The 20,892-nt window shown below is 71.6% G+C and carries 17 protein-coding genes; 11 read left to right on the forward strand and 6 right to left on the reverse strand.

Going from position 1 to position 20,892, the window contains the following annotated elements:
* Window positions 1-8 precede the first annotated feature (8 nt).
* Both Sri02f_RS02725 and Sri02f_RS02730 read right to left on the reverse strand, forming a co-directional pair.
* Window positions 9-815 carry an Fpg/Nei family DNA glycosylase gene (locus Sri02f_RS02725; protein WP_108999433.1) on the reverse strand — a complete coding sequence of 269 codons (807 nt, stop codon included), beginning with the start codon at window positions 813-815 and terminating at the stop codon, window positions 9-11.
* A gap of 108 nt (window positions 816-923) precedes the next feature.
* Window positions 924-1,409 carry a ribose-5-phosphate isomerase gene (locus Sri02f_RS02730; protein WP_069772781.1) on the reverse strand — a complete coding sequence of 162 codons (486 nt, stop codon included), beginning with the start codon at window positions 1,407-1,409 and terminating at the stop codon, window positions 924-926.
* 213 nt (window positions 1,410-1,622) lie between these two features.
* On the opposite strand from Sri02f_RS02730, the gene Sri02f_RS02735 reads away from it, so the two are divergent.
* A complete protein-coding gene (locus Sri02f_RS02735; RefSeq protein ID WP_108999434.1) occupies window positions 1,623-3,131 on the forward strand; it encodes an amino acid permease in 1,509 nt (502 codons plus the stop codon).
* 132 nt (window positions 3,132-3,263) lie between these two features.
* Here Sri02f_RS02735 and Sri02f_RS02740 read toward each other — a convergent pair whose 3' ends face one another.
* Window positions 3,264-5,087 (reverse strand): serine/threonine-protein kinase, encoded by a 1,824-nt coding sequence (locus Sri02f_RS02740; RefSeq protein WP_108999435.1) that lies wholly within the window; start codon window positions 5,085-5,087, stop codon window positions 3,264-3,266.
* 293 nt (window positions 5,088-5,380) lie between these two features.
* Between Sri02f_RS02740 and Sri02f_RS02745 the strand changes: the two genes are divergently transcribed.
* Entirely contained in the window at window positions 5,381-6,103 is a 723-nt protein-coding gene (locus tag Sri02f_RS02745; RefSeq protein ID WP_108999436.1) for a hypothetical protein, read from the forward strand.
* A 99-nt stretch (window positions 6,104-6,202) separates the two neighbouring features.
* On the opposite strand, the gene Sri02f_RS02750 is transcribed toward Sri02f_RS02745, so the two are convergent.
* Window positions 6,203-6,808, reverse strand: coding sequence for a biotin transporter BioY (locus tag Sri02f_RS02750; protein ID WP_108999437.1), 606 nt, complete (start codon window positions 6,806-6,808; stop codon window positions 6,203-6,205).
* Between the two features lie 543 nt (window positions 6,809-7,351).
* On the opposite strand from Sri02f_RS02750, the gene Sri02f_RS02755 reads away from it, so the two are divergent.
* The 7 genes from Sri02f_RS02755 to Sri02f_RS02785 all read left to right on the forward strand — a co-directional run bounded on the left by Sri02f_RS02755 (window position 7,352) and on the right by Sri02f_RS02785 (window position 15,497).
* Entirely contained in the window at window positions 7,352-8,566 is a 1,215-nt protein-coding gene (locus tag Sri02f_RS02755) for an ROK family protein (protein WP_108999438.1), read from the forward strand.
* Window positions 8,567-8,868: 302 nt separating this feature from the next.
* The gene (locus tag Sri02f_RS02760) at window positions 8,869-9,936 is read left to right on the forward strand and encodes an ABC transporter substrate-binding protein (protein ID WP_108999439.1); all 1,068 of its coding nucleotides are present in this window, start codon (window positions 8,869-8,871) and stop codon (window positions 9,934-9,936) included.
* 5 nt (window positions 9,937-9,941) lie between these two features.
* Window positions 9,942-10,910 (forward strand): ABC transporter permease, encoded by a 969-nt coding sequence (locus tag Sri02f_RS02765; protein WP_108999440.1) that lies wholly within the window; start codon window positions 9,942-9,944, stop codon window positions 10,908-10,910.
* Window positions 10,886-11,623 (forward strand): ABC transporter ATP-binding protein, encoded by a 738-nt coding sequence (locus Sri02f_RS02770; protein ID WP_108999441.1) that lies wholly within the window; start codon window positions 10,886-10,888, stop codon window positions 11,621-11,623. Before Sri02f_RS02765 ends, Sri02f_RS02770 begins: the two co-directional genes overlap by 25 nt.
* Window positions 11,624-11,755: 132 nt before the next feature.
* Window positions 11,756-13,096: an LLM class flavin-dependent oxidoreductase gene (locus tag Sri02f_RS02775; RefSeq protein WP_108999442.1), complete on the forward strand. Its 1,341-nt coding sequence runs from the start codon at window positions 11,756-11,758 to the stop codon at window positions 13,094-13,096.
* A gap of 13 nt (window positions 13,097-13,109) precedes the next feature.
* Window positions 13,110-14,000, forward strand: a complete 891-nt coding sequence (locus Sri02f_RS02780; RefSeq protein ID WP_108999443.1) for a TauD/TfdA dioxygenase family protein — start codon at window positions 13,110-13,112, stop codon at window positions 13,998-14,000.
* Window positions 14,001-14,111: 111 nt separating this feature from the next.
* On the forward strand, window positions 14,112-15,497 hold the full coding sequence (locus Sri02f_RS02785; protein ID WP_108999444.1) for an amino acid permease: 1,386 nt from the start codon (window positions 14,112-14,114) through the stop codon (window positions 15,495-15,497).
* A 263-nt stretch (window positions 15,498-15,760) separates the two neighbouring features.
* Here Sri02f_RS02785 and Sri02f_RS02790 read toward each other — a convergent pair whose 3' ends face one another.
* Window positions 15,761-16,405, reverse strand: a complete 645-nt coding sequence (locus Sri02f_RS02790; RefSeq protein ID WP_108999445.1) for a DsbA family protein — start codon at window positions 16,403-16,405, stop codon at window positions 15,761-15,763.
* A gap of 154 nt (window positions 16,406-16,559) precedes the next feature.
* On the opposite strand from Sri02f_RS02790, the gene pepN reads away from it, so the two are divergent.
* Both pepN and Sri02f_RS02800 read left to right on the forward strand, forming a co-directional pair.
* The gene (pepN, locus tag Sri02f_RS02795) at window positions 16,560-19,142 is read left to right on the forward strand and encodes an aminopeptidase N (protein WP_108999446.1); all 2,583 of its coding nucleotides are present in this window, start codon (window positions 16,560-16,562) and stop codon (window positions 19,140-19,142) included.
* Between the two features lie 213 nt (window positions 19,143-19,355).
* Window positions 19,356-20,417, forward strand: coding sequence for a hypothetical protein (locus Sri02f_RS02800; protein WP_108999447.1), 1,062 nt, complete (start codon window positions 19,356-19,358; stop codon window positions 20,415-20,417).
* A 66-nt stretch (window positions 20,418-20,483) separates the two neighbouring features.
* On the opposite strand, the gene Sri02f_RS02805 is transcribed toward Sri02f_RS02800, so the two are convergent.
* Entirely contained in the window at window positions 20,484-20,843 is a 360-nt protein-coding gene (locus Sri02f_RS02805; protein ID WP_108999448.1) for a MerR family transcriptional regulator, read from the reverse strand.
* Between the last annotated feature and the right edge of the window lie 49 nt (window positions 20,844-20,892).

Consider the following 20,892-nt stretch of genomic DNA (forward strand, 5'->3'; position numbering starts at 1 on the left):
GCCGGGGGTCAGTTCTTCTGGCAGGTGGGGCACCAGAAGAGGTTGCGGGCGACCAGGTCGGCGGTGCGGACGGCGTCGCCGCAGAGGTGGCAGGGCTGGTGGGTGCGGCGGTAGACGTACACCTCGCCGCCGTGGTCGTCGACGCGGGGCGCGCGGCCCATCGCCTCCGGGGTGTGCTGGGGGCGGACCGTGTCGATGCGGTTGTGGCGGACGCCGTCGCGCATGAGGGCGACGAGGTCGCTCCAGATCGCGTCCCATTCGCCGGGCGTGACGGTCCGGCCCGCCCGGTAGGGGTCGATGCCGTGCCGGAAGAGGACCTCGGCGCGGTAGACGTTTCCCACGCCCGCGATGACCTTCTGGTCCATGAGGAGCGCGGCGATCGTCGTACGGCTGCGGGACACGCGGGCGTAGGCGAGTCGCGGATCGGCGTCGGCGCGCAGCGGGTCCGGGCCGAGGCGGGCGTGCACGGCCTGCTTCTCGACGTCCGTGATCAGGGCGCAGGTGGTGGGGCCCCGGAGGTCCACGTAGGAAGTGGGGTCGGCCAGGCGGAGGCGGACCGTGTCGGTGGGCGGGGGCGCGGGGGCGTCGCCGAAGGCGACCTTGCCGAAGAGGCCGAGGTGGATGTGGATCCACCGTTCGCCGCCGAAGCCGAGGAAGAGGTGTTTGCCGTGCGCCTCGGTGCGGGTGAGCGGGCCGCCGGTGAGGAGGGCGGCGGCGTCGGCGAACTTGCCCTGGGGGCTGGTCACCTGGAGGGGGCGGCCGGCGAAACGGGCGTAGTCCTGTGCCAGCCGGTGGATGGTGTGCCCTTCTGGCACCGGCGCGTTCCTTTCCTCACCGCCCGCTCGCCCGATCCGGTCGGGCGGGGCGGTCCCGCGTCCGGGCACCGGCCGGCCGCGCGGGGCGGCCGGGGCTCCGGTGCCGGGTTACTGCTGGGGGTGGTGGGCGGGGATCTCGGGGAGGTCGCCCGTGGTCTCGTACGCCGAGAGCATGTCGATGCGGCGGATGTGCCGCTCGTCCTCGGAGAACGGGGTGGCCAGGAACGTCTCGACGAACTTGGTCGCCTCGTCCTGGGTGTGCATGCGGGAGCCGACCGCGACGACGTTGGCGTTGTTGTGCTGGCGGCCGAGGGACGCGGTCTCCTCGCTCCAGGCGAGGGCGGCACGGACGCCCTTCACCTTGTTCGCCGCGATCTGCTCACCGTTGCCGGAGCCGCCGATGACGATGCCGAGGGCCCCGGGGTCCGCGGCCGTCCGCTCCGCGGCGCGGAGGCAGAACGGGGGGTAGTCGTCCTGTGCGTCGTAGATGTGCGGCCCGCAGTCGACCGGGTCGTGGCCCGCCGCCCTGAGCCATTCGACGAGGTGATTCTTGAGTTCGAAGCCGGCATGGTCCGAGCCGAGATACACGCGCATGGGATGAGTGTGACACGCGCGGCGCGGGGTAGCAGCGCCGGGTGCCGCGTCCGCGAAGCCTGCACAACTCCATGGAACCTCAGGGAAACCTCAAGTAACGATTCTGAATCAGAGGTTCCCGAATTCATTCGCCTCGGATTCACTGGACCGGCTCGTAAGCCCCCACGCACGACGCACCAGATTCCCCACGCGGCGCAAAGGAAGACCCTCCCCATGACTTCGCAGCCGACCCTCTCCAAGGCCGAGCACGGCCCTGGAGCCCCCGGAGAAAACGGTTCCGGGCTTCAGGCAGGTCTCAAGAACCGGCATCTGTCGATGATCGCCATCGGCGGTGTCATCGGCGCGGGACTGTTCGTCGGATCCAGCTCCGGCATCGCCACCGCCGGACCGGGCATTCTGCTGTCCTACGCTCTCGTCGGCACGCTCGTGGTGCTGGTGATGCGCATGCTCGGGGAGATGTCCGCGGCCAATCCGACCTCCGGCTCGTTCTCCGCACACGCCGACCGGGCGCTCGGACGCTGGGCCGGGTTCTCCATCGGCTGGCTGTACTGGTTCTTCTGGGTCGTCGTGCTCGCGGTGGAGGCCACCGCCGGGGCCAAGATCCTCGAAGGGTGGATGCCCGCCGTACCGCAGTGGGGCTGGGCCCTCATCGTGATGGTGGTGCTGACGGCCACCAACCTCGTCTCCGTCGGCTCCTACGGCGAGTTCGAGTTCTGGTTCGCGGGCATCAAGGTCGTCGCCATCGGCGCGTTCATCGTCGTGGGCGGCCTCGCGGTCTTCGGCGTGCTGCCCGGCGTCCACAGCGACAAGGCGGGCCTGAGCAACCTCACCGGCCACGGCGGCTTCCTGCCCCACGGTCCCGGCGCCATTCTCACCGGCGTGCTGCTCGTCGTCTTCTCCTTCATGGGCAGCGAGATCGCGACGCTGGCGGCCGGCGAGTCGGAGAACCCGCAGCGGGCCGTAACCAAGTCGACCAACAGCATCATCTGGCGGATCGGCGTCTTCTACCTCGGCTCGATCTTCATCGTCGTCACCCTGCTGCCCTGGAACGACCCGTCCATCAAGGACCAGGGCTCCTACGTCGCCGCCCTGGACTCCCTGGGCATCGCGCACGCCGGTCAGATCATGAACTTCATCGTCCTGACGTCGGTGCTGTCCTGCCTCAACTCCGGGCTCTACACGGCCTCCCGCATGGCCTTCTCGCTCGGTGAGCGGGGCGACGCGCCGAAGGTCTTCGCCCGGACGACGAACCGGGGCGTCCCCCTCGCGGCGATCGTCTCCTCCGTGGTCTTCGGGTTCGTCGCCGTCTTCTTCAACTACCGGTTCCCCGACTCCGTCTTCCTCTTCCTCGTGAACTCCAGCGGGGCCGTGGCCCTGTTCGTCTGGCTGGTGATCTGCTTCTCTCAGCTGCGGATGCGGAAGATCATCCAGGCCGAGGCGCCGGAGAAGCTGGTCGTCAAGATGTGGCTGTACCCGTATCTGACGTGGGCGACCGCCGCGCTGATCGTCTTCGTCCTCGGTTACATGCTGACCGACACCGAGGGCGAGAGCAGCGGGCGGACGACCGTGCTGCTGTCGCTCCTCGTCGCGGCGGTCGTGGTCGCCATCGCCTTCGTACGGCAGCGGGGCTCCGGCCGCCAGGGCCGGCCGGACTCCGTCGCCACGACGGCCGGGGCCGGACCCGAGGCGCGGGCGGAGACGGAGACGGAGACCAAGGTCTGAGTCCGAGCCCGGGTTCGGGCGACTGACGCAGGGGAGGAGGTCCGCTTCGGCGAGCCTCCTCCCCTGCTGTTCTCTTCCCCTGCCGTTCTCTTCCCCTGCGTCGTCGGCTGTTCCGCCGCCGTCGGCGTCGGCTCACGTCACCGTGAAGCTGTCCTTGACCTTCTCGTACGTCCTCAGGGCAGCCTCCTCGGTCCCGGGCTGGTACCAGGTGTTGACCTGATACGACTTCCCGTTCTCGTCGAAGCCGAGGAGCCGGGCGTGCCAGGGGGTGCCCTTGAGGGTGAAGGTGTACTCCCAGACGACCGCCCGCAGGCCCCGGAACGTCGTCTCCTCCAGGCGGATCCTGCGGTAGTCGCGGCCCTGCCGGGCGTTCTGCTCGGAGGTTCGCCAGGTGTCCATCAGGTCGCCTCGGGCCAGGGAGGACTTGGCGACGAGTTCCTGGACGCCGTCCGGGGACGTGTAGTGCACCTCCGCTCCCGTCTTCACATCGCGTCGCCAGCCCTCGGGCGTCGCCCAGGCGAAGCCGCCGGCCTCCTGGTGCGCGCCCGGGGGCAGACTCGGCGGCCTGAAGGTCCCCTCGACCGTGGGGGACGCGGAGGGGTCGGCGCCGGTGACCGCGGGGCCGGTGACCGCGGGGCCGGTGGCTCCGGACGCCCTGGGCGAGGAGCCGGCGGCCTGCCCGTCGCGGTCGCGCGCCCCGGGAGCATTCGCCAGCACGATCGCGGCGACCGCGCCGACGGCGACGACGAGGAGGACGACGACGGTGATGACGGGGGTGAGCGCGCCCGCGCGCCGGCCCGCCCGTGAGCCCGCTCGCCCCGGGCGGGAGCGGATCAGGGAGACGCCGGGGCCCAGGTGCGGGCGGGCGTCGACGTCGAGGAGTTCGGGGACTACGTGGACCTCGGCGACTTCGGGGACTTCGTGGACCTCGGGGGCTGCCGGAGCGGCGGGAAGGGCGAACCGCTCGGACCGGTCGGGCGGTCGGACCTGCCCCGGCACGGAGTCCCGGGGTTCGGGGCGGGACGGCGCAGGACGCCGGGGGTCCTGCGGGGCCGGCCCCTTCCGGGCGTCGAGAAGCGTGCCGATCGGCGCTTCCCTCAGTGGCGGCAGCGGCGGCGTTACGGCTTCCGGTGTCACGGTCAGAGTCGGCGTCGGCGTCGGGGTCGTCGGAGCCGGGGCCGGGGCCGGGGCCGGGAAGGCTATGGGGGCGAGGACGGATTCCAGGGCTGTGAGGGTCGGGCGGGCCGTCGGTTCCTTGAGCAGCAGAGCGGCGAGGACGGTGTGCAACGGCCCGGCCTCGGGCGGGAGCCGGGGCTCCTCGTAGAGGACGGCGTGCAGGGTGGCCAGCGTGGTGTCCCGGGAGAAAGGGGAGTGACCGGCCAGTGCGGCGCACAGCGTCGCGCCCAGGGACCAGACGTCGGAGGGCGGGCCCTGCGGCCGGCCGGAGATGCGCTCGGGAGCCATGTAGTCGGGGGAGCCGACCAGCATGCCGACCATGGTCAGCGCCTTCGCGTCCTGGATCGCGGCGATGCCGAAGTCGGTGAGGACCACCCGCCCGTCGTCCGCTCTCCCACCTCCGTGCTCCACCAGGACGTTGCCCGGTTTGATGTCCCGGTGCAACACGCCCCGCGCGTGGACCTGGCGCAACGCCGTGACCAGCCCGAGGCCGATGCGGGCGGTCTCGCGGGGGCCCAGCGGGCCGTCCTCGGCCATGATCTGTTCGAGGGAGCGGCCGGCCACCAACTCCATGACGATCCACAGGCGTTCGCCCTCGTCCACGACGTCGTAGACGCGCACCACGTGGGGATGGTCGATGCGGGCGGTCGCCCTGGCCTCGCGCAGGGTGCGTTCGCGGCGGGTGCGGGTGTCCTCCGAGCCCAGGCCGTCGATGCGCATCTCCTTCACCGCGACCGGCCGGTCGAGCACCTCGTCGGTGGCTCGCCACACCCGCCCCATTCCCCCCTGGCCGATACTCTCGACCAGCCGATAACGCCCCGTCACCAGCAACCCGGGAAAACCGCCGCGCTCTCCGTTCCCGCCGCTCCCCGAACCTTCCGGACTCCCCGGATTTCCCGGACTTCCCGGATTCCCCACGTTTCCCGAATTCCCCGGCAATCCGCTGCACCCCCTGCATTGTCCGGACTCAGAAACACAATAGTCACACTTAGTGCCGTACCAGCATAGTGCGGAGAAATCTTGTGGTACCTCTTCAAGTACTGCGAATTCAGGCGCAGACAAGGGGGACGAACATGAGTTCTCGTCGTGCGACGACCATTGCCGGATCACTGGTCACGGCATCGTTCTCGGCAGTGTTGATCCTTTCCCTCCCTGCCGGGGCGGACGATCAGGGACCCGGGAGCAGCAAGGGGGGAAAGCCCGTCGGCGAGGCGCCTGCGGGCGTGCGGACGACGACGCTGCTGCCGGAGAGGATCTCGGTCGACAACAAATCCGGGAAGACGGCGATCACCGCCACGGTGAAGAATGAAGGGAGCAAGGACAGCGGACGCATACGGCTTCTGGTCGTCGGCTTCGACGGACTCACCGTCAAGAGCGTTCAGGGATGCGCCGCGATCGCGAAGAAGGACCTTCCGGCGGGTTCCCACAGCGGTTTCTCCTGCCCCGTCGACAATCTCGCCGCCGGAGCGTCGAAATCGTACGACGTCGACGCGACCTTCGATCTGGGAAAGACCGGCAAGATCTGTCTGCCGGTCCAGACGAGTGACGGCAAGAAGACGTTCTGGCAGCAGGGGCCGGTGCCGTTCGGTACGACGAACCCGTCGCCGAACGAGCCCGCCACCCCGCTGCTCCTCGGCACCGACAACACGCCCGCGGCTCCCGGCGGCGACGAACTGCCCAGGACCGGCGTCGGCCGGGACCTGCTCCCGCTGGGCGCGGCCGGGGTCTCGTTGATCGCGGCGGGCGCGGCCGGCCTGTGGTGGTCCCACCGGCGGCCGACCGCCAGGCCGAGCTGACCCCCACCCGCCGACGACCGACGACCCGCGAGGCGGAGGAGGCACGACGCAAAGGAGGCGTGATCCGACGGAAGCCGTCGGATCACGCCTCCTTACCGGTCACCGCTGGACGAGCTTCCACGCGGTGGGCAGCAGGCCCATCGCCAGAGCGGCCTTGAGGGCGTCACCGATCAGGAACGGGGTGAGTCCGGCCGCGACGGCGGCGGAGGCCGAGATGCCGGCCGCGTAGGCCAGGTATGGGACGCCGACGGCGTAGATGATCGCCTCGCCCAGCAGCATCGTGCCCGCCGTGCGCAGCACCGAGCGGTCGGCGCCACGGCGGGCCAGCGCGCCCACCACGGCGGTCGCGAGGATCATGCCGAGGATGTAGCCGAAGGAGACGCCGACGCCCGAGGTGCCGCCGGCGAACCACGGCACGCCCGCGAGTCCGGCCAGCGCGTACACGGCGAGCGAGGAGGCGCCGCGGCGGGCGCCGAGGGTCGCGCCGACGAGCAGCGCGGCGAAGGTCTGGCCGGTCACCGGGACCGGGGTGCCGGGGACGGGGACCGCGATCTGGGCCGCGAGGCCGGTCAGCGCGGCGCCGCCGAGCACGAGCGCGACGTCCCGGACACGGGTGGCGGTCCCGCCCGCGCGGAGCGTGGGGAACGGGAGCAGGTCGGCGAGGACCTGTCCGGGACGGGCGGGGGTGACGGCGGCCGTGCTCATGGGGACTCCGCGGGGGTCGTACGGATCGGGACACGGCGACGCTATCCCAGGGGGGTGTGCGCGATCACCGTCAGCGATCGACAAACGGGCGATCGGGGGCTTGGTGGGCTTCGGACAAAGCATGGGGGTTACACCCGGTACAGGGTGACGCCGGTCACTGAGGTGAGGTGGCGAGGGCGACGCGGGGGTCTCGCAGGACGTCTGTAGGGTTCCGCCAACCGAGCCGCGGCCCTCCCGCCATCGAGCCGCCGTCCGACCGCCGTCCGACCGCCGTCCGACCGCCGTCCGACCGCCGTCGAGCGGGCGTCGTCTCGCCCGTCGGTCGCCTTCTGGGCAGGAGGGGTCCTCGCTGCTAGCTTCGAGCCATGGTTGCCCAGGCCCAGGCCCTGAACTTCTCGTCGCGTCGCCATGTCGACCTGCGACGGGTCGGCGCTGCCGCCTGTCGCCCTCCGGTGTGAGGCGGGCGGAGCCGATCATCCGGCGCGCCGCGCTCCACAGACGGCGCAGTGTCGGACCGGTTCCTGACTTCCGAGGAAGTTCCCCATGCCCCGTACCGCGGCTCCCCCCGCTCTGGTCTCTCCCCTCACCCGGGTCGCCGACAGCGACCGCCGGCGCACCAGCGCCAGCGTGATCCTGCGGTCCGTGCTGGAGCACGGACCGGTGGCGCGCTCCACCATCGCACGGCTGACCGGGCTGTCCCCCGCCTCCGTCACCGACCACTGCGCCCGGCTCACCGGGATCGGACTGCTCCGGGAGGCGGCCGCGCCCCGGCGCAGCAACGGGGTGGGCCGCCCGCACGTTCCGGTGGACCTGGACGACTCCCGGTTCGTGGTGGGCGGCGTGCATGTGGCGGTGCCGTACACGACCGTCTCCCTGCTGGATCTGCGCGGACGGGTGGTGGCGCGACGGGAGTCGAGGCATCGCGGTCTCGAACCGTCCGAGGTGCTGGCGCGGGCCGCCGACGGGCTGGGCGCGCTGCTGGGCGAGAGCCCGGGGTGCCGTCCCCTGTCGCTGGGGGTCGCCGTGGGCGGCTGGGTGGACCGGGATTCGGGCACCGTCGTCGAGCATCCGCTGCTGGGCTGGCGGGACGTGCCGGTCCGCGAGGCGATGAGCGCCCACACCGGACTGGCGGTCCATGTGGACGGACACGCGCGGGCGTTGGTCAACGCCGAGCGGTTGTTCGGGCGGGCCCGCGGCAGCCGCAGTGTGCTGCATCTGTTCGTCGGGAACATGGTCGACGCGGCGTTCGCCACCCATGACGAGGTGCACCACGGGCCGCGTTCCCAGGCGGGCTCGATCGCGCATCTGCCGTTGGCCGGCGGCACGCAGGCCTGCGACTGCGGCCGGGTCGGCTGCCTGCAGGCGGAGTTGAGCGAGCGGACGCTGTGCCGGCGGGCCCGGGAGGCCGGGGTGGCCTACGGGGTGAACCCGATGCACGTGGTCGCCGCCGCGGACGCCGGGAACCCGGTGGCCGCAGGGCTGTTGCGGGAGCGGGCGCGGATGGTGGGGCGGGCGGCCGGTCTGCTGCTGGACGTGCTCAACCCGGAGCGTGTCGTGGTCACGGAGGTGGGGGTGCTGTTCCGGGCGGACTGCCTCGCCGCGTTGCGGGACGAGGTGGGAGCGGCGCGCGCCGCCGCCGTCTCGCCGAGCAGTTTTCCCGACTCCGCGCTGGCCGTCGCGGGCGGGGCGGTGGCGCTCGACGTGCTCTACCGCGACCCGCTGGCCTTGTCCGCGAGCGTCCCACCTGAGCCGAGTTAATTCAGAAACTCCGAATGTTGACAGGCCTCCCACCCGGACAGGAACATCTTTCTCATGAGCTGTCGCACCTTCTGTTGCTGACGCCCCGGCGCGCCGGGTGCGCGCCCTTCTCCCCGCCTCCGACCGGGTGAATTCCCTCCCCCGGTGAATTTCCTCCGCCGGGCCTTTTCCCACCCCTGTCGTGCCATGCCGCACACCGTGGTGTCCTTTCGCGCCCCGCACCGCCCTGCCGTGCCCTTTGTCTGCGTCTGCCGCTGCCGCTGCCGCTGCCAGACTCTCTCCGTTTCTCTGGGGGTCCTCCCATGCCCGTTTCCCGTACGTCCGGTGTCGACCGGCGCCTCTTCCTCGCCTCCCTGCTCGGCGCCGCCGCCGGAGTCGCCGGGCTCAGCGGCTGCGCGGAGAGCAGTGCCGCCACCAGCGGCAAGGGCGTCTCGACCGCCCCGCTCGCCGACAAGGTGCCCGCCGGCACGAGTCTGAAGATCTCCTCCTTCCAGGGCCAGCAGGAGTTGCAGCTCAAGCTGGCGCACCTGCCCGAGCTGCCCTTCAAGGTGTCGAACTGGCTGAACATCGGAGCCGGTCCGGATGTCATCAACGCATTCCGCGCGAAGTCCCTGGACCTCGCCAACAACGCGGGCATCCCGCCGATCCAGGCGCATTACCAGGGCTTCGACGCGAAGATCGTCGCGATCAACATCACGCGTAAGCCGAACTACGCCTTCGCCACCAAGCCGGGCAGCGACATCAGGAGCGTCGACGACTTCCGCGGAAAGAAGCTGGCGTTCTCACAGGGCCAGGCGCAGGGCGTCGTCCTGCTGCGGGCGCTGAAGAAGGCCGGCGTCAAGTACGACGACGTGAAGCTGGTCCCGCTGACCAGCAACCAGTTCCTCACCGCCCTCCAGTCGGGCCAGGTGGACATCGCCCCGCTCGGCAACACCCAGTCGCCCGCCTATCTCCAGCAGTACGGACCCAAGGGCGCCCGCGTCATCACCACCGACGTGGTGGACCTGCTCAGCCTGCTGTGGGCGCCGACGTCCGTGCTGAACGACGAGGCGAAGGCGGCCGCCGTCGCCGCGTTCATCCCGCAGTGGGCGCGCGGTCTGGTGTGGAGCTACGAGAACCCGGACGTGTGGAACGAGGAGTTCTTCGTCAAGACGCAGAACCTGACCCTCGACCAGGCCAAGTCGATCACCGCGCTGGCCAACAAGCCGCTGTTCCCGCCGAGTTGGGACGAGGCCGTCAAGTGGGAGCAGGAGACCGCGGACCTCCTCGCGGAGGGCGGCTTCGTGAAGGAGTTCGACGTCGCGTCGCTCTTCGACCACCGCTTCGAGGGCATCGCCGCCAAGTCCGTGGCAGCCGAGTACCGGAGTTGACCGCCATGACCATCAGCACGAGCACGAGCACGAGCACGAGCACCAACACCAGCACCAGCACCAGCACGCAGACGAGCACCGGCACGGACACCGCCGTGAACGCGGCTCCCACCGTCGCGGCCGTGGGGGCCGTGGAGGCCGTCGCGGCCGTGGAGCCCGTGGGGGCCGGTGACGGGTCCCGGGTCCGGCGCCGTCGGCGCCGTGGACTCGCTCCCGGCAGACCGTGGCCGGCTTCCCGGCTGGCCGGACCGCTGCTCCTGATCGCCCTGTGGGCCGCCGCCTCGGCGGCCGGGCGCCTGGACACCGGGGCGATCCCCGCGCCCTGGACGGTGCTGAAGACCGGCGTCCACCTGTGGACGGACGGGACGCTGACCACCGACGTCCTCACCTCGCTGGAACGCGCCGGGTACGGCTTCGCGATCGGCCTCGTCGCCGGGGTGACGCTCGCGCTGGCCTCGGGGCTCACCCGGACCGGCGAGGCGCTGATCGACGGGACCGTGCAGCTCAACCGGGCCATCCCGACCCTGGGTCTGATCCCGCTGTTCATCCTCTGGCTGGGCATCGGCGAGACCTTCAAGATCGCGATCATCGCCATCGTCGTCTACATCCCGATCTACCTCAACACCCATGCCGCGCTGTCCGGCATCGACCACCGGTTCGTCGAACTCGCCGAGGTGCAGGGCCTGTCGAAGGCCCGGTTCATCCGGCAGATCGTGATCCCCGGAGCACTGCCCGGATTCTTCGTGGGACTCCGGCTCGGCGTCACCGGCTCCTGGCTCGGCCTGGTCGTCCTGGAGCAGATCAACGCCACCAGCGGGCTCGGCTACATGATGTTCCAGGCCCAGAACTACGGCCAGTCGGACGTCATCCTGGTCGGCCTCCTCATCTACGGCGTCTTCGGCCTGATCTCCGACAGCGCGGTCCGTCTCATCGAACGGAGGGTGCTGTCATGGCGCCGCACACTGAGCAGCTGACCCGGCCCGCCGCCGTCCGACTGCGCGGCCTGACCCGGTCCTTCGACGGACGCTCGGTCCTCGACGGCGTCGACCTGGACATCCCCGCCGGACAGTTCGTGGCCCTGCTCGGACACAGCGGGTCCGGCAAGAGCACCCTGCTGCGGGCGGTCGCGGGCCTGGACCACGAGGTCACCGGGGGCGGGGAGCTGACGGCTCCGGAACGGGTGTCCGTCGTCTTCCAGGACTCCCGGCTGCTGCCCTGGCGGCGGGTGCTGGACAACGTGCTCCTCGGCCTCGACGGCAGGGACGCCGACCGCAAGGGGCGGGAGGCGCTCGCCGAGGTCGGGCTGAAGGGGCGCGAGCGGGCGTGGCCCAACGAGCTGTCCGGCGGTGAGGCGCAGCGCGCCGCGCTGGCCCGCTCGCTGGTCCGCGAGCCCGAACTGCTGCTGGCCGACGAGCCGTTCGGGGCGCTGGACGCCCTCACGCGCATCAAGATGCATGCCCTGCTGCGGGTGCTGTGGGAGGCCCACAGGCCCTCCGTGCTGCTGGTCACGCACGACGTGGACGAGGCGATCGTGCTCGCCGACCGCGTTCTCGTCCTCGACCACGGGCGCATCGGGCTCGACCTGACCGTCGAGCGGCCGCATCCGCGCTCGTACCGGGATCCCCTGCTCGGCGAGTACCGCGAGCGGTTGCTGGCGGCGCTGGGCGTGACGTCGGACGTCGCCTGAACTCCGGGACCTCCCCGCCTTCCCCGACTCCCCTCCCCGATAGCCGCCTCGAGAAGCATTTCCCGCTCTGTGCCGCTCTGTGCGCTCTTCGCCGTTCTTCTTCCGTACCTGTCCGAAGCGAAGGACTCCTCCATGCCCCGCCGGCTTCATCTCAACGCCTTCCTCATGAACACCGGTCACCACGAGGCCTCGTGGCGGCTGCCCGAGAGCGATCCCCACGCCCATGTGGAGCTGGACCACTACGTCCGCCTGGCCCGGACCGCCGAGCGCGGCGGCTTCGACTCGCTGTTCCTCGCCGACAGCCCGCAGCTGTGGGGCGACATCGCCCAGCGGCCGGCCGGCGCGCTGGAGCCGCTCACCCTGCTCACCGCGCTGGCGACGGCCACCGAGCACATCGGCCTGATCGCCACCGCGTCCACCTCCTACAACTCCCCCTACAACCTGGCCCGCAGGTTCGCCTCGCTGGACATCATCAGCGGCGGCCGGGCGGGCTGGAACATCGTCACCACGGCGGGTGCGGAGGCCGCGCGCAACTTCGGCCTCGACGCCGAGCCCGCGCACGCCGAGCGCTACGCCCGTGCCGCCGAGTTCCTCGACGTGGCGCTCAAGCTCTGGGACAGCTGGGAGGACGACGCCATCGTCGCCGACAAGGCGACCGGCGTCTGGGGCGACGACGACAAGGTCCACCCGCCCCGGCACCGGGGAACGTACTTCAGCGTCGAGGGCGCCCTCAACGTCCCCCGGTCGCCGCAGGGTTACCCGCTCCTGGTGCAGGCGGGGTCGAGCGAGGACGGCAAGGCCTTCGCGGCCCGGTACGCGGAGGCGGTGTTCACCGCGCAGCAGACGCTCGCCGACGCGCAGGCGTTCTACGCGGACCTCAAGGCGCGGGCCGAGGCGGAGGGCCGCGACCCCGACCACGTCAAGGTGCTGCCCGGCATCGTGCCGGTGGTCGGCTCGACCGAGGCGGAGGCGCGGGCGGAAGAGCGCGTCCTGGAGGACCGCATCGTGTACACGCACGGGGTGCGGCGCCTGGAGCAACTGCTCCAACTGGGCCCTGGCACGCTGGAGTTGGATGCTCCACTGCCCGCCGATCTGCCGCCCGAGGACGCCATCGAGGGCGCCAAGAGCCGCTACACCCTGATCGTGGAGCTGGCCCGGCGGGAACGGCTCACGGTGCGGCAGCTGGTCGGGCGGCTCGGCGGCGGGCGCGGGCACCTCACCTTCGCGGGCACGCCCGAGCAGGTCGCCGACGCGATCGAGACCTGGTTCACCCGTGGCGCCGCCGACGGCTTCAACATCATGCCCGCGGTTCTGCCGTCCGGTCTCGACGCCTTCGTCGACCACGTCGTGCCGCTCCTGCGCGCCCGCGGCCTGCTGCGCGCCGGCTACGGCCCGCGCACGACCCTGCGCGAGAGGTACGGCCTCCCGCGCCCCGCCAACCAGTACGTCAGCCCCGCGCTCGCCACCGTCTGAAAGGACCCCCGCCATGTCCCTCCACCTCCGCAAGGTCACCGCGAACATCGGCGCCCACGTCAGCGGCGTCGACCTCGCCCGGCCCCTCGACGAGGAGACCCGTTCCGCGCTGCGCGAGGCGCTCAACGTCCACAAGGCCCTGGTCTTCGACGACGTGCACCTCGACGACGAGGGCCAGCAGGCCTTCGTCCGTCACTTCGGCGACGTCACCACCGCCCACCCGACCGTGGCGGCCGTCGACGGGGCTCCGAACGTGCTGCCCGTCGACAGCGAGCAGGGCATCGCCAACCACTGGCACACCGACGTGACGTTCGTCCTCAACCCGCCGCAGGCCAGCACCCTGCGCAGCATCACGGTCCCGCCGTACGGCGGCGAGACGCTGATCGCCAGCTCGGCGGCGGCCTACCGGCAACTGCCGGAGCCCCTGCGGGCGCTGGCGGACGACCTGTGGGCCGAGCACACCAACGACTACGACTACGCGGTGCCCGCGGAGGAGATCGACGAGCAGCAGGCCGCCCAGCGCGCCCGCTTCACGTCCATCAAGTTCCGCACCGTCCATCCCGTCGTCCGCGTCCATCCGCTGACCGGCGAACGCGGCCTGTTCATCGGCGGGTTCGCGCAGCGGATCGTGGGTCTGTCGGTGGGCGAGTCCCGCAGGATCCTCGACCTGCTGCAGTCCTACGTCACCCGGCCGGAGAACGTTCTGCGCCACCGTTGGTCGGAGAACCAGCTGGTCCTGTTCGACAACCGCATCACCCAGCACTACGCCGTCGACAACTACGACCGGCAGCCGCGCCGGCTGCACCGGGTGACCGTCGCCGGCGACGTCCCGGTCGGCGTCGAGGGCAAGGAGAGCTACTCGATCGAGGGGGACGCGGCGCACTACACGTCCGTAGCGGCGTAACCACGCTGCGCGTCCGGCCCGTCCGGATGGTGGGCGGCCCCTCCGTGCGCACGGAGGGGCTGCCCACACTGTGGGCGTTTTGCCCATCTCACCCCTTGGACGAGCCGCACCATGCCCAGCACCACCGTCAGCACTCCGCCGGAGCCGGACGCCGCCCTGTCCCACGGCCTCAAGCAGCGCCATCTGTCGATGATCGCCCTGGGCGGCGTCATCGGCGCGGGCCTCTTCGTCGGTTCGGGGGCGGGCATCGCCGCCGCCGGGCCGTCGATCGTCCTGGCCTACGCGCTCTCCGGGCTTCTCGTGATGCTGGTGATGCGGATGCTGGGCGAGATGTCCGCCGCGCATCCCTCGTCGGGCTCGTTCTCGGCGCACGCCGAGCGGGCGTTCGGCCCCTGGGCGGGTTTCACCGTGGGGTGGGCCTTCTGGGTGCTGCTGTGCACGGCCGTCGGCCTGGAGGGCATCGGCGCCGCGAAGATCGTCACGGGCTGGCTGCCGGGCACTCCGGAGTGGGCCTGGACGGGGCTGTTCGTGCTCGTGTTCTGCGGGGCGAACCTGGCCGCCGTGAAGAACTTCGGCGAGTTCGAGTTCTGGTTCGCCGCCCTGAAGGTCGGCGCCATCACCCTGTTCCTGACGCTGGGCGTGCTCGCCGTCGCCGGGGTGCTGCCGGGCACGGACTCCCCGGGGGCGTCGAACCTGGGCGAGGTGTTCCCGCACGGCAGCGAGGGCCTGGTCGTCGGGCTGCTCGCCTCGGTCTTCGCGTACGGCGGTCTGGAGACGGTCACCATCGCGGCCGCCGAGTCGGAGGACCCGGTCAGGGGCGTGGCGAGCGCGGTCCGTACGGCGATGTGGCGCATCGCGGTGTTCTACGTGGGCTCGATGGCGGTCATCGTCACCCTCGTTCCCTGGGACTCCGCGGCGGTCGTCGAGAAGGGCCCGTACGTGGCCGCCCTCGACCGTCTCGGCATCCCCGCCGCCGGACAGATCATGAACGTGGTCGTGCTGGCCGCGCTGCTCAGCGCGATGAACGCGAACGTCTACGGCGCCTCGCGGATCGCGTACTCGCTGGTGGCGCGGGGGCAGGGGCCGAAGGCGCTGGGCTGGGTGTCGGGGGGCGCGCCGCGGATCGCGGTGCTGGCCTCGTGCGTCTTCGGGTTCGGGTGCGTGGCGCTGAGCCACTGGCGGCCGGACGACGTCTTCCCCTGGCTGCTGAACATGATCGGCGCGGTGATCCTGGTGGTCTGGATCTTCATCGCGCTCTCGCAGCTGCGGCTGCGCGGCCGGCTGGAGCGCGAGGCGCCCGAGCGGCTGGTCGTGCGGATGTGGGCGTTCCCGGTGCTGACATGGGTGGCGCTGGCGGGTATGGCCGCGATTCTCGTGCTGATGGCGCGGGAGCCGGGGACCCGGGTCCAGCTGTACTGGTCGGGCGGGATGACGTCGTTTCTGGCGCTCGTCGGCCTCGTCCGGCAGCGGCGGCGCACCACCGTCCGACCTGCCTGACCTGCCTCTCCCGGGCCCTCGCGTGGACGCCACACGGGGGCCTGCTTGTCGCCGACGCGCACTTGCAAGTAACTTGCAATAAGTCGCACGCCTGCGAGGGCCTGCGCCGGCGTCCTGCCTCGTGATCGTCTTCTCACCTTCACACCGGCAGACGGAAAGAAGGAAGCCCCCGTGAGGACGTGACTCACGGGGGCTCTCCGGTGGACGACCGGCCCCCTCCGCGGGACCAGGTCCTTCGACGGCGCGGGCGACCGGCCCGGCCGTCACAGGTTGCTGAAGTCCGGGCCCTTGGTGCGGCTGCGCTTGAGCTCGTAGAAGCCGGGCACCGAGGCGACGGCGACGGTGCCGTCCCACAGACGGGCGGCCTCCTCGCCCTTGGGCGCCGGGGTGACGACCGGGCCGAAGAACGCGATCTGCTCGCCGTCCGGGCCGGGCACGGCGATGACGGGGGTGCCGACGTCCTGGCCGACCTTCTCGATGCCCTCCTTGTGCGAGGCGCGCAGCTCGGCGTCGAACTCGAAGTCCTCCTGGTCGGCGTAGTCGATCAGGTCGGAGGGCAGACCGACGTCGGCGAGCGCGCCGGCGATGGCCTCCAGGGTGGGACCCTCGCCCTTGTTGTGGATGCGGGTGCCGAGCGCGGTGTAGAGCGGGCCGAGGACGTCCGCACCGTGCTTCTGCGCGGCGGCCGCGACCACGCGGACCGGCTTCCACGCCTTGTTCTCCAGGAAGTCCCGGTACTCCTCGGGCAGCTCCTCGAGCCGGTCCTCGTTGAGGACGGACAGGCTCATCAGATGCCAGTGGACCTCGATGTCACGGACCTTCTCCACTTCCAGCACCCAGCGCGACGTCATCCAGGCCCAGGGGCAGGACGGGTCGAACCAGAAGTCGACGGGGGTCTTCTCCGGCATGTCTCTCCTCAGAGATCCTCAAGCAGACAGGGCTTTCCCCACTGAACACCGCGGTCCGTGCCGCGCATTCCCTGCTGCCGCACGTCAGGGGCGCATGGCAGGATCGCTCCTGTCCACCGCACCCATGCGCTGACGCAGTGAGGGAGTACCGCCCGTGCCCGGTGAGAACCTGTCCCGCGACGAGGCCCGCGAGCGGGCGGCCCTGCTGTCCGTCGACGGGTACGACGTGTCCCTCGACGTCCGCTCGGCGGTGGGCGAGCGGGCCGCGGAGACGGAGCCGCGCACCTTCCGGTCGGTCACCACCATCCGCTTCCGCTGCAACGAGCCGGGCGCGTCCAGCTTCGCCGACCTCGTGGCGCCGAGTGTGACGTCGGTGTCCCTGAACGGCCGCGACCTCGACCCGGGCGAGGTCTTCGACGGCTCCCGGATCCTGCTGGACGACCTGGCCGCGGAGAACGAGCTGATCGTCGACGCCCGCTGCGCCTACTCCCGCTCCGGCGAGGGCCTGCACCGCTTCGTCGACCCGGAGGACGGCGAGGTCTATCTCTACACGCAGTACGAGCCGGCCGACTCGCGCCGGGTGTTCGCGTGCTTCGAGCAGCCGGACCTGAAGGCCCCCTTCCGCTTCGAGGTGCGCGCGCCCGAGGAGTGGACGGTGTGGAGCAACGGCGTCGGCGAGCGCGCGGACGGGGTCTGGCGGTTCGCGGAGACGAAGCCGATCTCCACCTACATCACCTGCGTCGTGGCCGGCCCGTACCACTACGTGACCGACGCCTACACGCGCGACCTGGGCGACGGCACGACCCTGGAGATCCCGCTCGGCGCGATGTGCCGCAAGGGCCTGGCCCCCTACTTCGAGGCCGACGACGTCTTCCTGATCACCAAGCAGGGGCTGGACTTCTTCCACGACCACTTCGACTACCCGTACCCCTTCGGGAAGTACGACCAGGCGTTCGTGCCCGAGTACAACCTCGGCGCGATGGAGAACCCGGGCCTGGTGACCTTCCGCGAGGAGTACGTCTTCCGCGGGAAGGTGACGCGGGCGTCCTACGAGGCGCGGGCGAACGTCATCCTGCACGAGATGGCGCACATGTGGTTCGGCGACCTGGTCACCATGGTGTGGTGGGACGACCTGTGGCTGAAGGAGTCCTTCGCGGACTTCATGGGAACCTTCGCGAACGTCGGCGCGACCCGCTTCTCCGACGCCTGGATCACCTTCGCCAACCGCCGCAAGGCGTGGGCCTACCGCGCCGACCAGCTCCCCTCCACGCATCCGATCACCGCCGACATCCGCGACCTGCAGGACGCCAAGCTCAACTTCGACGGCATCACCTACGCCAAGGGCGCCAGCGTGCTGAAGCAGCTGGTGGCCTACGTCGGCCAGGACGCGTTCCTGGAGGGCGCCCGCCGCTACTTCAAGCGGCACGCGTACGGCAACACGCGCCTGGGCGACCTGCTGTCGGTGCTCGGGGAGACCAGCGGCCGGGACATGGCCGGCTGGTCGCGGTCCTGGCTGCAGACAGCGGGCGTGAACTCGCTGACCCCGCAGGTGCTGCTGGACCCACAGGGCAGGATCGACGAGCTCGCCGTGCTCCAGGAGGCGGCCGAGACGCATCCCGAGCTGCGGCCGCACCGGGTGGCGATCGGCCTGTACCGCCGCGAGGGCGACCGGGTCGTGCGGTACGCGCGCGCCGAGGCCGACGTCGACGGCCCGCGCACGGTGATCACCGAGCTGGCCGGGGAGGAGGCGCCCGACCTGGTGCTGGTCAACGACGACGACCTCACCTACTGCAAGATCCGTTTCGACGAGACCTCGCTGGCCACGCTGCGCGCACACCTGGGCGACCTGACCGACCCGCTGGCCCGCGCGCTGTGCTGGTCGGCGCTGTGGAACCTGACCCGGGACGCCCTGCTGCCCGCCGCCGACTTCGTGGACCTGGTGACGCGTTTCGCGCACCGCGAGTCCGACATCGGCGTCCTGCAGATGCTGCACGCCTGGGCGGAGTCGGCGCTGGTGCACTACGCGCCGCAGGACTGGCGGCCGGCGGGCGAGAAGGCGCTGGCCCGGGTCGCCGTGCGCGATCTGCGGGCGGCCGAGCCGGGCAGCGGACACCAGCTGGCCTGGGCGCGCTTCTTCGCGTCGGTCGCGTCGTCCGCGACGGACCTGGAGCTGCTGCGGGGCCTGCTGGACGGCACCGCGAAGATCGACGGCCTGGAGGTGGACCAGGAACTGCGCTGGGCGTTCCTGGAGCCGCTCACGGCGCACGGCGTGGCGGACGAGTCGGCGCTGGCGGCCGAACTGGCCCGCGACGACACCGCGTCCGGCAAGCGCCACCAGGTCCGCTGTCTGGCCGCCCGTCCGTCGGCGGCCGTCAAGGCGCAGGCGTGGGCCCAGCTGACGGAGTCGGACACGCTGTCCAACGCGCTGGCGGAGGCGACGATCGCGGGGTTCGCCCAGCCCTCGCAGCGCGAACTGCTCGCGCCGTACGCGCAGAAGTACTTCGCGGCGATCGAGCGGATCTGGGACGAGCGGTCCATCCAGAGCGCGATGAACGTCGTCAGGGGCCTGTTCCCCTCGCTCCTGGACTCGCCGCAGACGCTGGCGGCGACCGACGCCTGGCTGGCGGCGCACGAGTCGGCGGCCCCGGCGCTGCGGCGGCTGGTGCTGGAGGCGCGGGACGACCTGGCACGGTCGCTGCGGGCGCAGGCGTACGGCGCGGAGGCCGCGGCCCCCTGACCGACTGACCTTTGGCCATGAATTCCGCGCGCGGTCACCGTTACGGAATTCAGTCAATCCCACCCGTAACCCCTGGCGCCCCCGATCGGGACCAGGGGTTTTCGGTGCCTACTCGGCATCCGAACACCCGTCCTTTAGGGCTGGCTTGTCCGGGTTTGTCGACGAGCGTGTAACAGGCGTTAGGGGGCCCGCCGGACGCGGAATCCCCGTTGCATGAACCACAACACCCCGCTCCCCCAGGTTCCCCCGGCGTCCCCCCGCTCCGTCCGCCGTCTGCCGGACGTCCGGCGCCGAGTCACCACGGCGGCCCAGCTGCGCGTCCAGGGCGTCGCGCCCGCCGAGGCGAACGAGCAGTGCCGCCCCGGCGGGCCCTGGCAGCAGATCCTCCCGGGCGTGTACCTGCTCCACCCGGGCCCGCCGACCAGCGAGGAGCGGTTGCACGCGGTGCTGGCCTACGCGGGCCGCGACACCTCGGCGCCGACCGGGGTGCCCGCCCAGCCGGGCGGCGGGGAGCCGCACCGGCCGGTGTACGAGGAGGCGATGATCACGGGCCTCGCGGCGCTGAACCTGCACGGCCTGGCGTCCGCTCCCCCGCTGCCGTCCCTGGAGCACATCGACGTCCTGGTGCCGCGGCCGCGCCGGTTGCGTTCGGCGGGCTGCGCGCACGTCCTGCGCGCGTCCACGCTGCCGGCGCCCGAGCAGGCGACGGGGGTTCCGGTGGCGCCGGTGCCGCGCGCGCTGGCCGACGCGGTGGCCCAGCTGACGGACGCGGGCGTGGTGCGGCGGCTGCTGTCGGAGGCGGTGCGCGGCGGGCACTGCGAACCGGCGGCGGTCGTCCGGGAGTTGACCGAGGCCAGGCTGCTGAGCCGGCCGCACGTGGTGGACGCCGTGGACTCGCTGATCGCCGAGGGCCGCGCGATCACGGAGGAGCGCCTGTACACGATGGTGCGCGAGCACGGCCTGCCCGACCCGGTGTGGAACGTCGACCTGCGCCTGCCGGGCGGCCCGCACCTCGGCGGCCTGGACGCCTACTGGCCCGAGCACGCGGTGGCGGTCGAGCTGGACACCCGGGCCCCCCGCCAGGACGAGGACGCGCTGTGGTCCGAGTACGCCCGCAAGCGGGAGCACCTGGAGCGGCTGGGCATCACGGTCGTGTATCTCACGCCCAGGAAGCTGCGGGACGCGATGGAGCAGCAGGCGGCGGTGGTCCGTACGGCGCTGATGGCCTCGGTCGACCGGGACCCCTCCGCGTATGTCGTGGTGCTGCCCCGGTAGTGACGGACCGGGACCGGGCCAGGAGGGGAGCGGAGGGGCCGTCGGGGCGGACCCGGCGGCCCCTCCTCATGCGCCGGCGGCGCGCAGCGGGCAGCCCGTGCCGGCACGGGCCGCCAGTTCGCCGCGCAGGGCGGCGAGTTCGGCCATCCGGGCGTCGACGATCCGGATCTTCTCCTCGAACAGCGCGGAGAGCGCGTCCGCCTGGTCGGGGGCGTCGCGCAGCTCCTCGCCGTGCCGGGCGATCTCGGCGAGGGAGAACCCGAGGGCCCGCGCGGTGCGGACGTAGGCCAGCCACTCGACCGTCTCCGCATCGAAGTCGCGGTAGCCGTTGGCCAGTCGGCGGCCCTCGACGAGCCCGACCCGCTCGTAGAAGCGGAGGGTGTCCCTGGACACCCCGGTACGTGCGGCGAGTTCTCCGATGCGCATGCGGCGACTCCGTCGACTGGGCGATCCGGCGCTTGACCTTGGAGCGTAG

This window comes from Streptomyces rishiriensis (assembly GCF_003112535.1).
GTDB lineage: Bacteria > Actinomycetota > Actinomycetes > Streptomycetales > Streptomycetaceae > Streptomyces > Streptomyces rishiriensis.

Excerpts from the sequence above, each read along its gene's own strand:
- Sri02f_RS02730 (WP_069772781.1), bottom strand. The coding sequence starts at position 1,409 with ATGCGCGTGTATCTCGGCTCGGACCATGCCGGCTTCGAACTCAAGAAT.
- Sri02f_RS02735 (WP_108999434.1), top strand. The coding sequence starts at position 1,623 with ATGACTTCGCAGCCGACCCTCTCCAAGGCCGAGCACGGCCCTGGAGCC.
- Sri02f_RS02740 (WP_108999435.1), bottom strand. The coding sequence starts at position 5,087 with ATGGGGCGGGTGTGGCGAGCCACCGACGAGGTGCTCGACCGGCCGGTC.
- Sri02f_RS02745 (WP_108999436.1), top strand. The coding sequence starts at position 5,381 with ATGAGTTCTCGTCGTGCGACGACCATTGCCGGATCACTGGTCACGGCA.
- Sri02f_RS02750 (WP_108999437.1), bottom strand. The coding sequence starts at position 6,808 with ATGAGCACGGCCGCCGTCACCCCCGCCCGTCCCGGACAGGTCCTCGCC.
- Sri02f_RS02755 (WP_108999438.1), top strand. The coding sequence starts at position 7,352 with ATGCCCCGTACCGCGGCTCCCCCCGCTCTGGTCTCTCCCCTCACCCGG.
- Sri02f_RS02760 (WP_108999439.1), top strand. The coding sequence starts at position 8,869 with ATGCCCGTTTCCCGTACGTCCGGTGTCGACCGGCGCCTCTTCCTCGCC.
- Sri02f_RS02765 (WP_108999440.1), top strand. The coding sequence starts at position 9,942 with ATGACCATCAGCACGAGCACGAGCACGAGCACGAGCACCAACACCAGC.
- Sri02f_RS02770 (WP_108999441.1), top strand. The coding sequence starts at position 10,886 with ATGGCGCCGCACACTGAGCAGCTGACCCGGCCCGCCGCCGTCCGACTG.
- Sri02f_RS02775 (WP_108999442.1), top strand. The coding sequence starts at position 11,756 with ATGCCCCGCCGGCTTCATCTCAACGCCTTCCTCATGAACACCGGTCAC.
- Sri02f_RS02780 (WP_108999443.1), top strand. The coding sequence starts at position 13,110 with ATGTCCCTCCACCTCCGCAAGGTCACCGCGAACATCGGCGCCCACGTC.
- Sri02f_RS02785 (WP_108999444.1), top strand. The coding sequence starts at position 14,112 with ATGCCCAGCACCACCGTCAGCACTCCGCCGGAGCCGGACGCCGCCCTG.
- Sri02f_RS02790 (WP_108999445.1), bottom strand. The coding sequence starts at position 16,405 with ATGCCGGAGAAGACCCCCGTCGACTTCTGGTTCGACCCGTCCTGCCCC.
- Sri02f_RS02800 (WP_108999447.1), top strand. The coding sequence starts at position 19,356 with ATGAACCACAACACCCCGCTCCCCCAGGTTCCCCCGGCGTCCCCCCGC.
- Sri02f_RS02805 (WP_108999448.1), bottom strand. The coding sequence starts at position 20,843 with ATGCGCATCGGAGAACTCGCCGCACGTACCGGGGTGTCCAGGGACACC.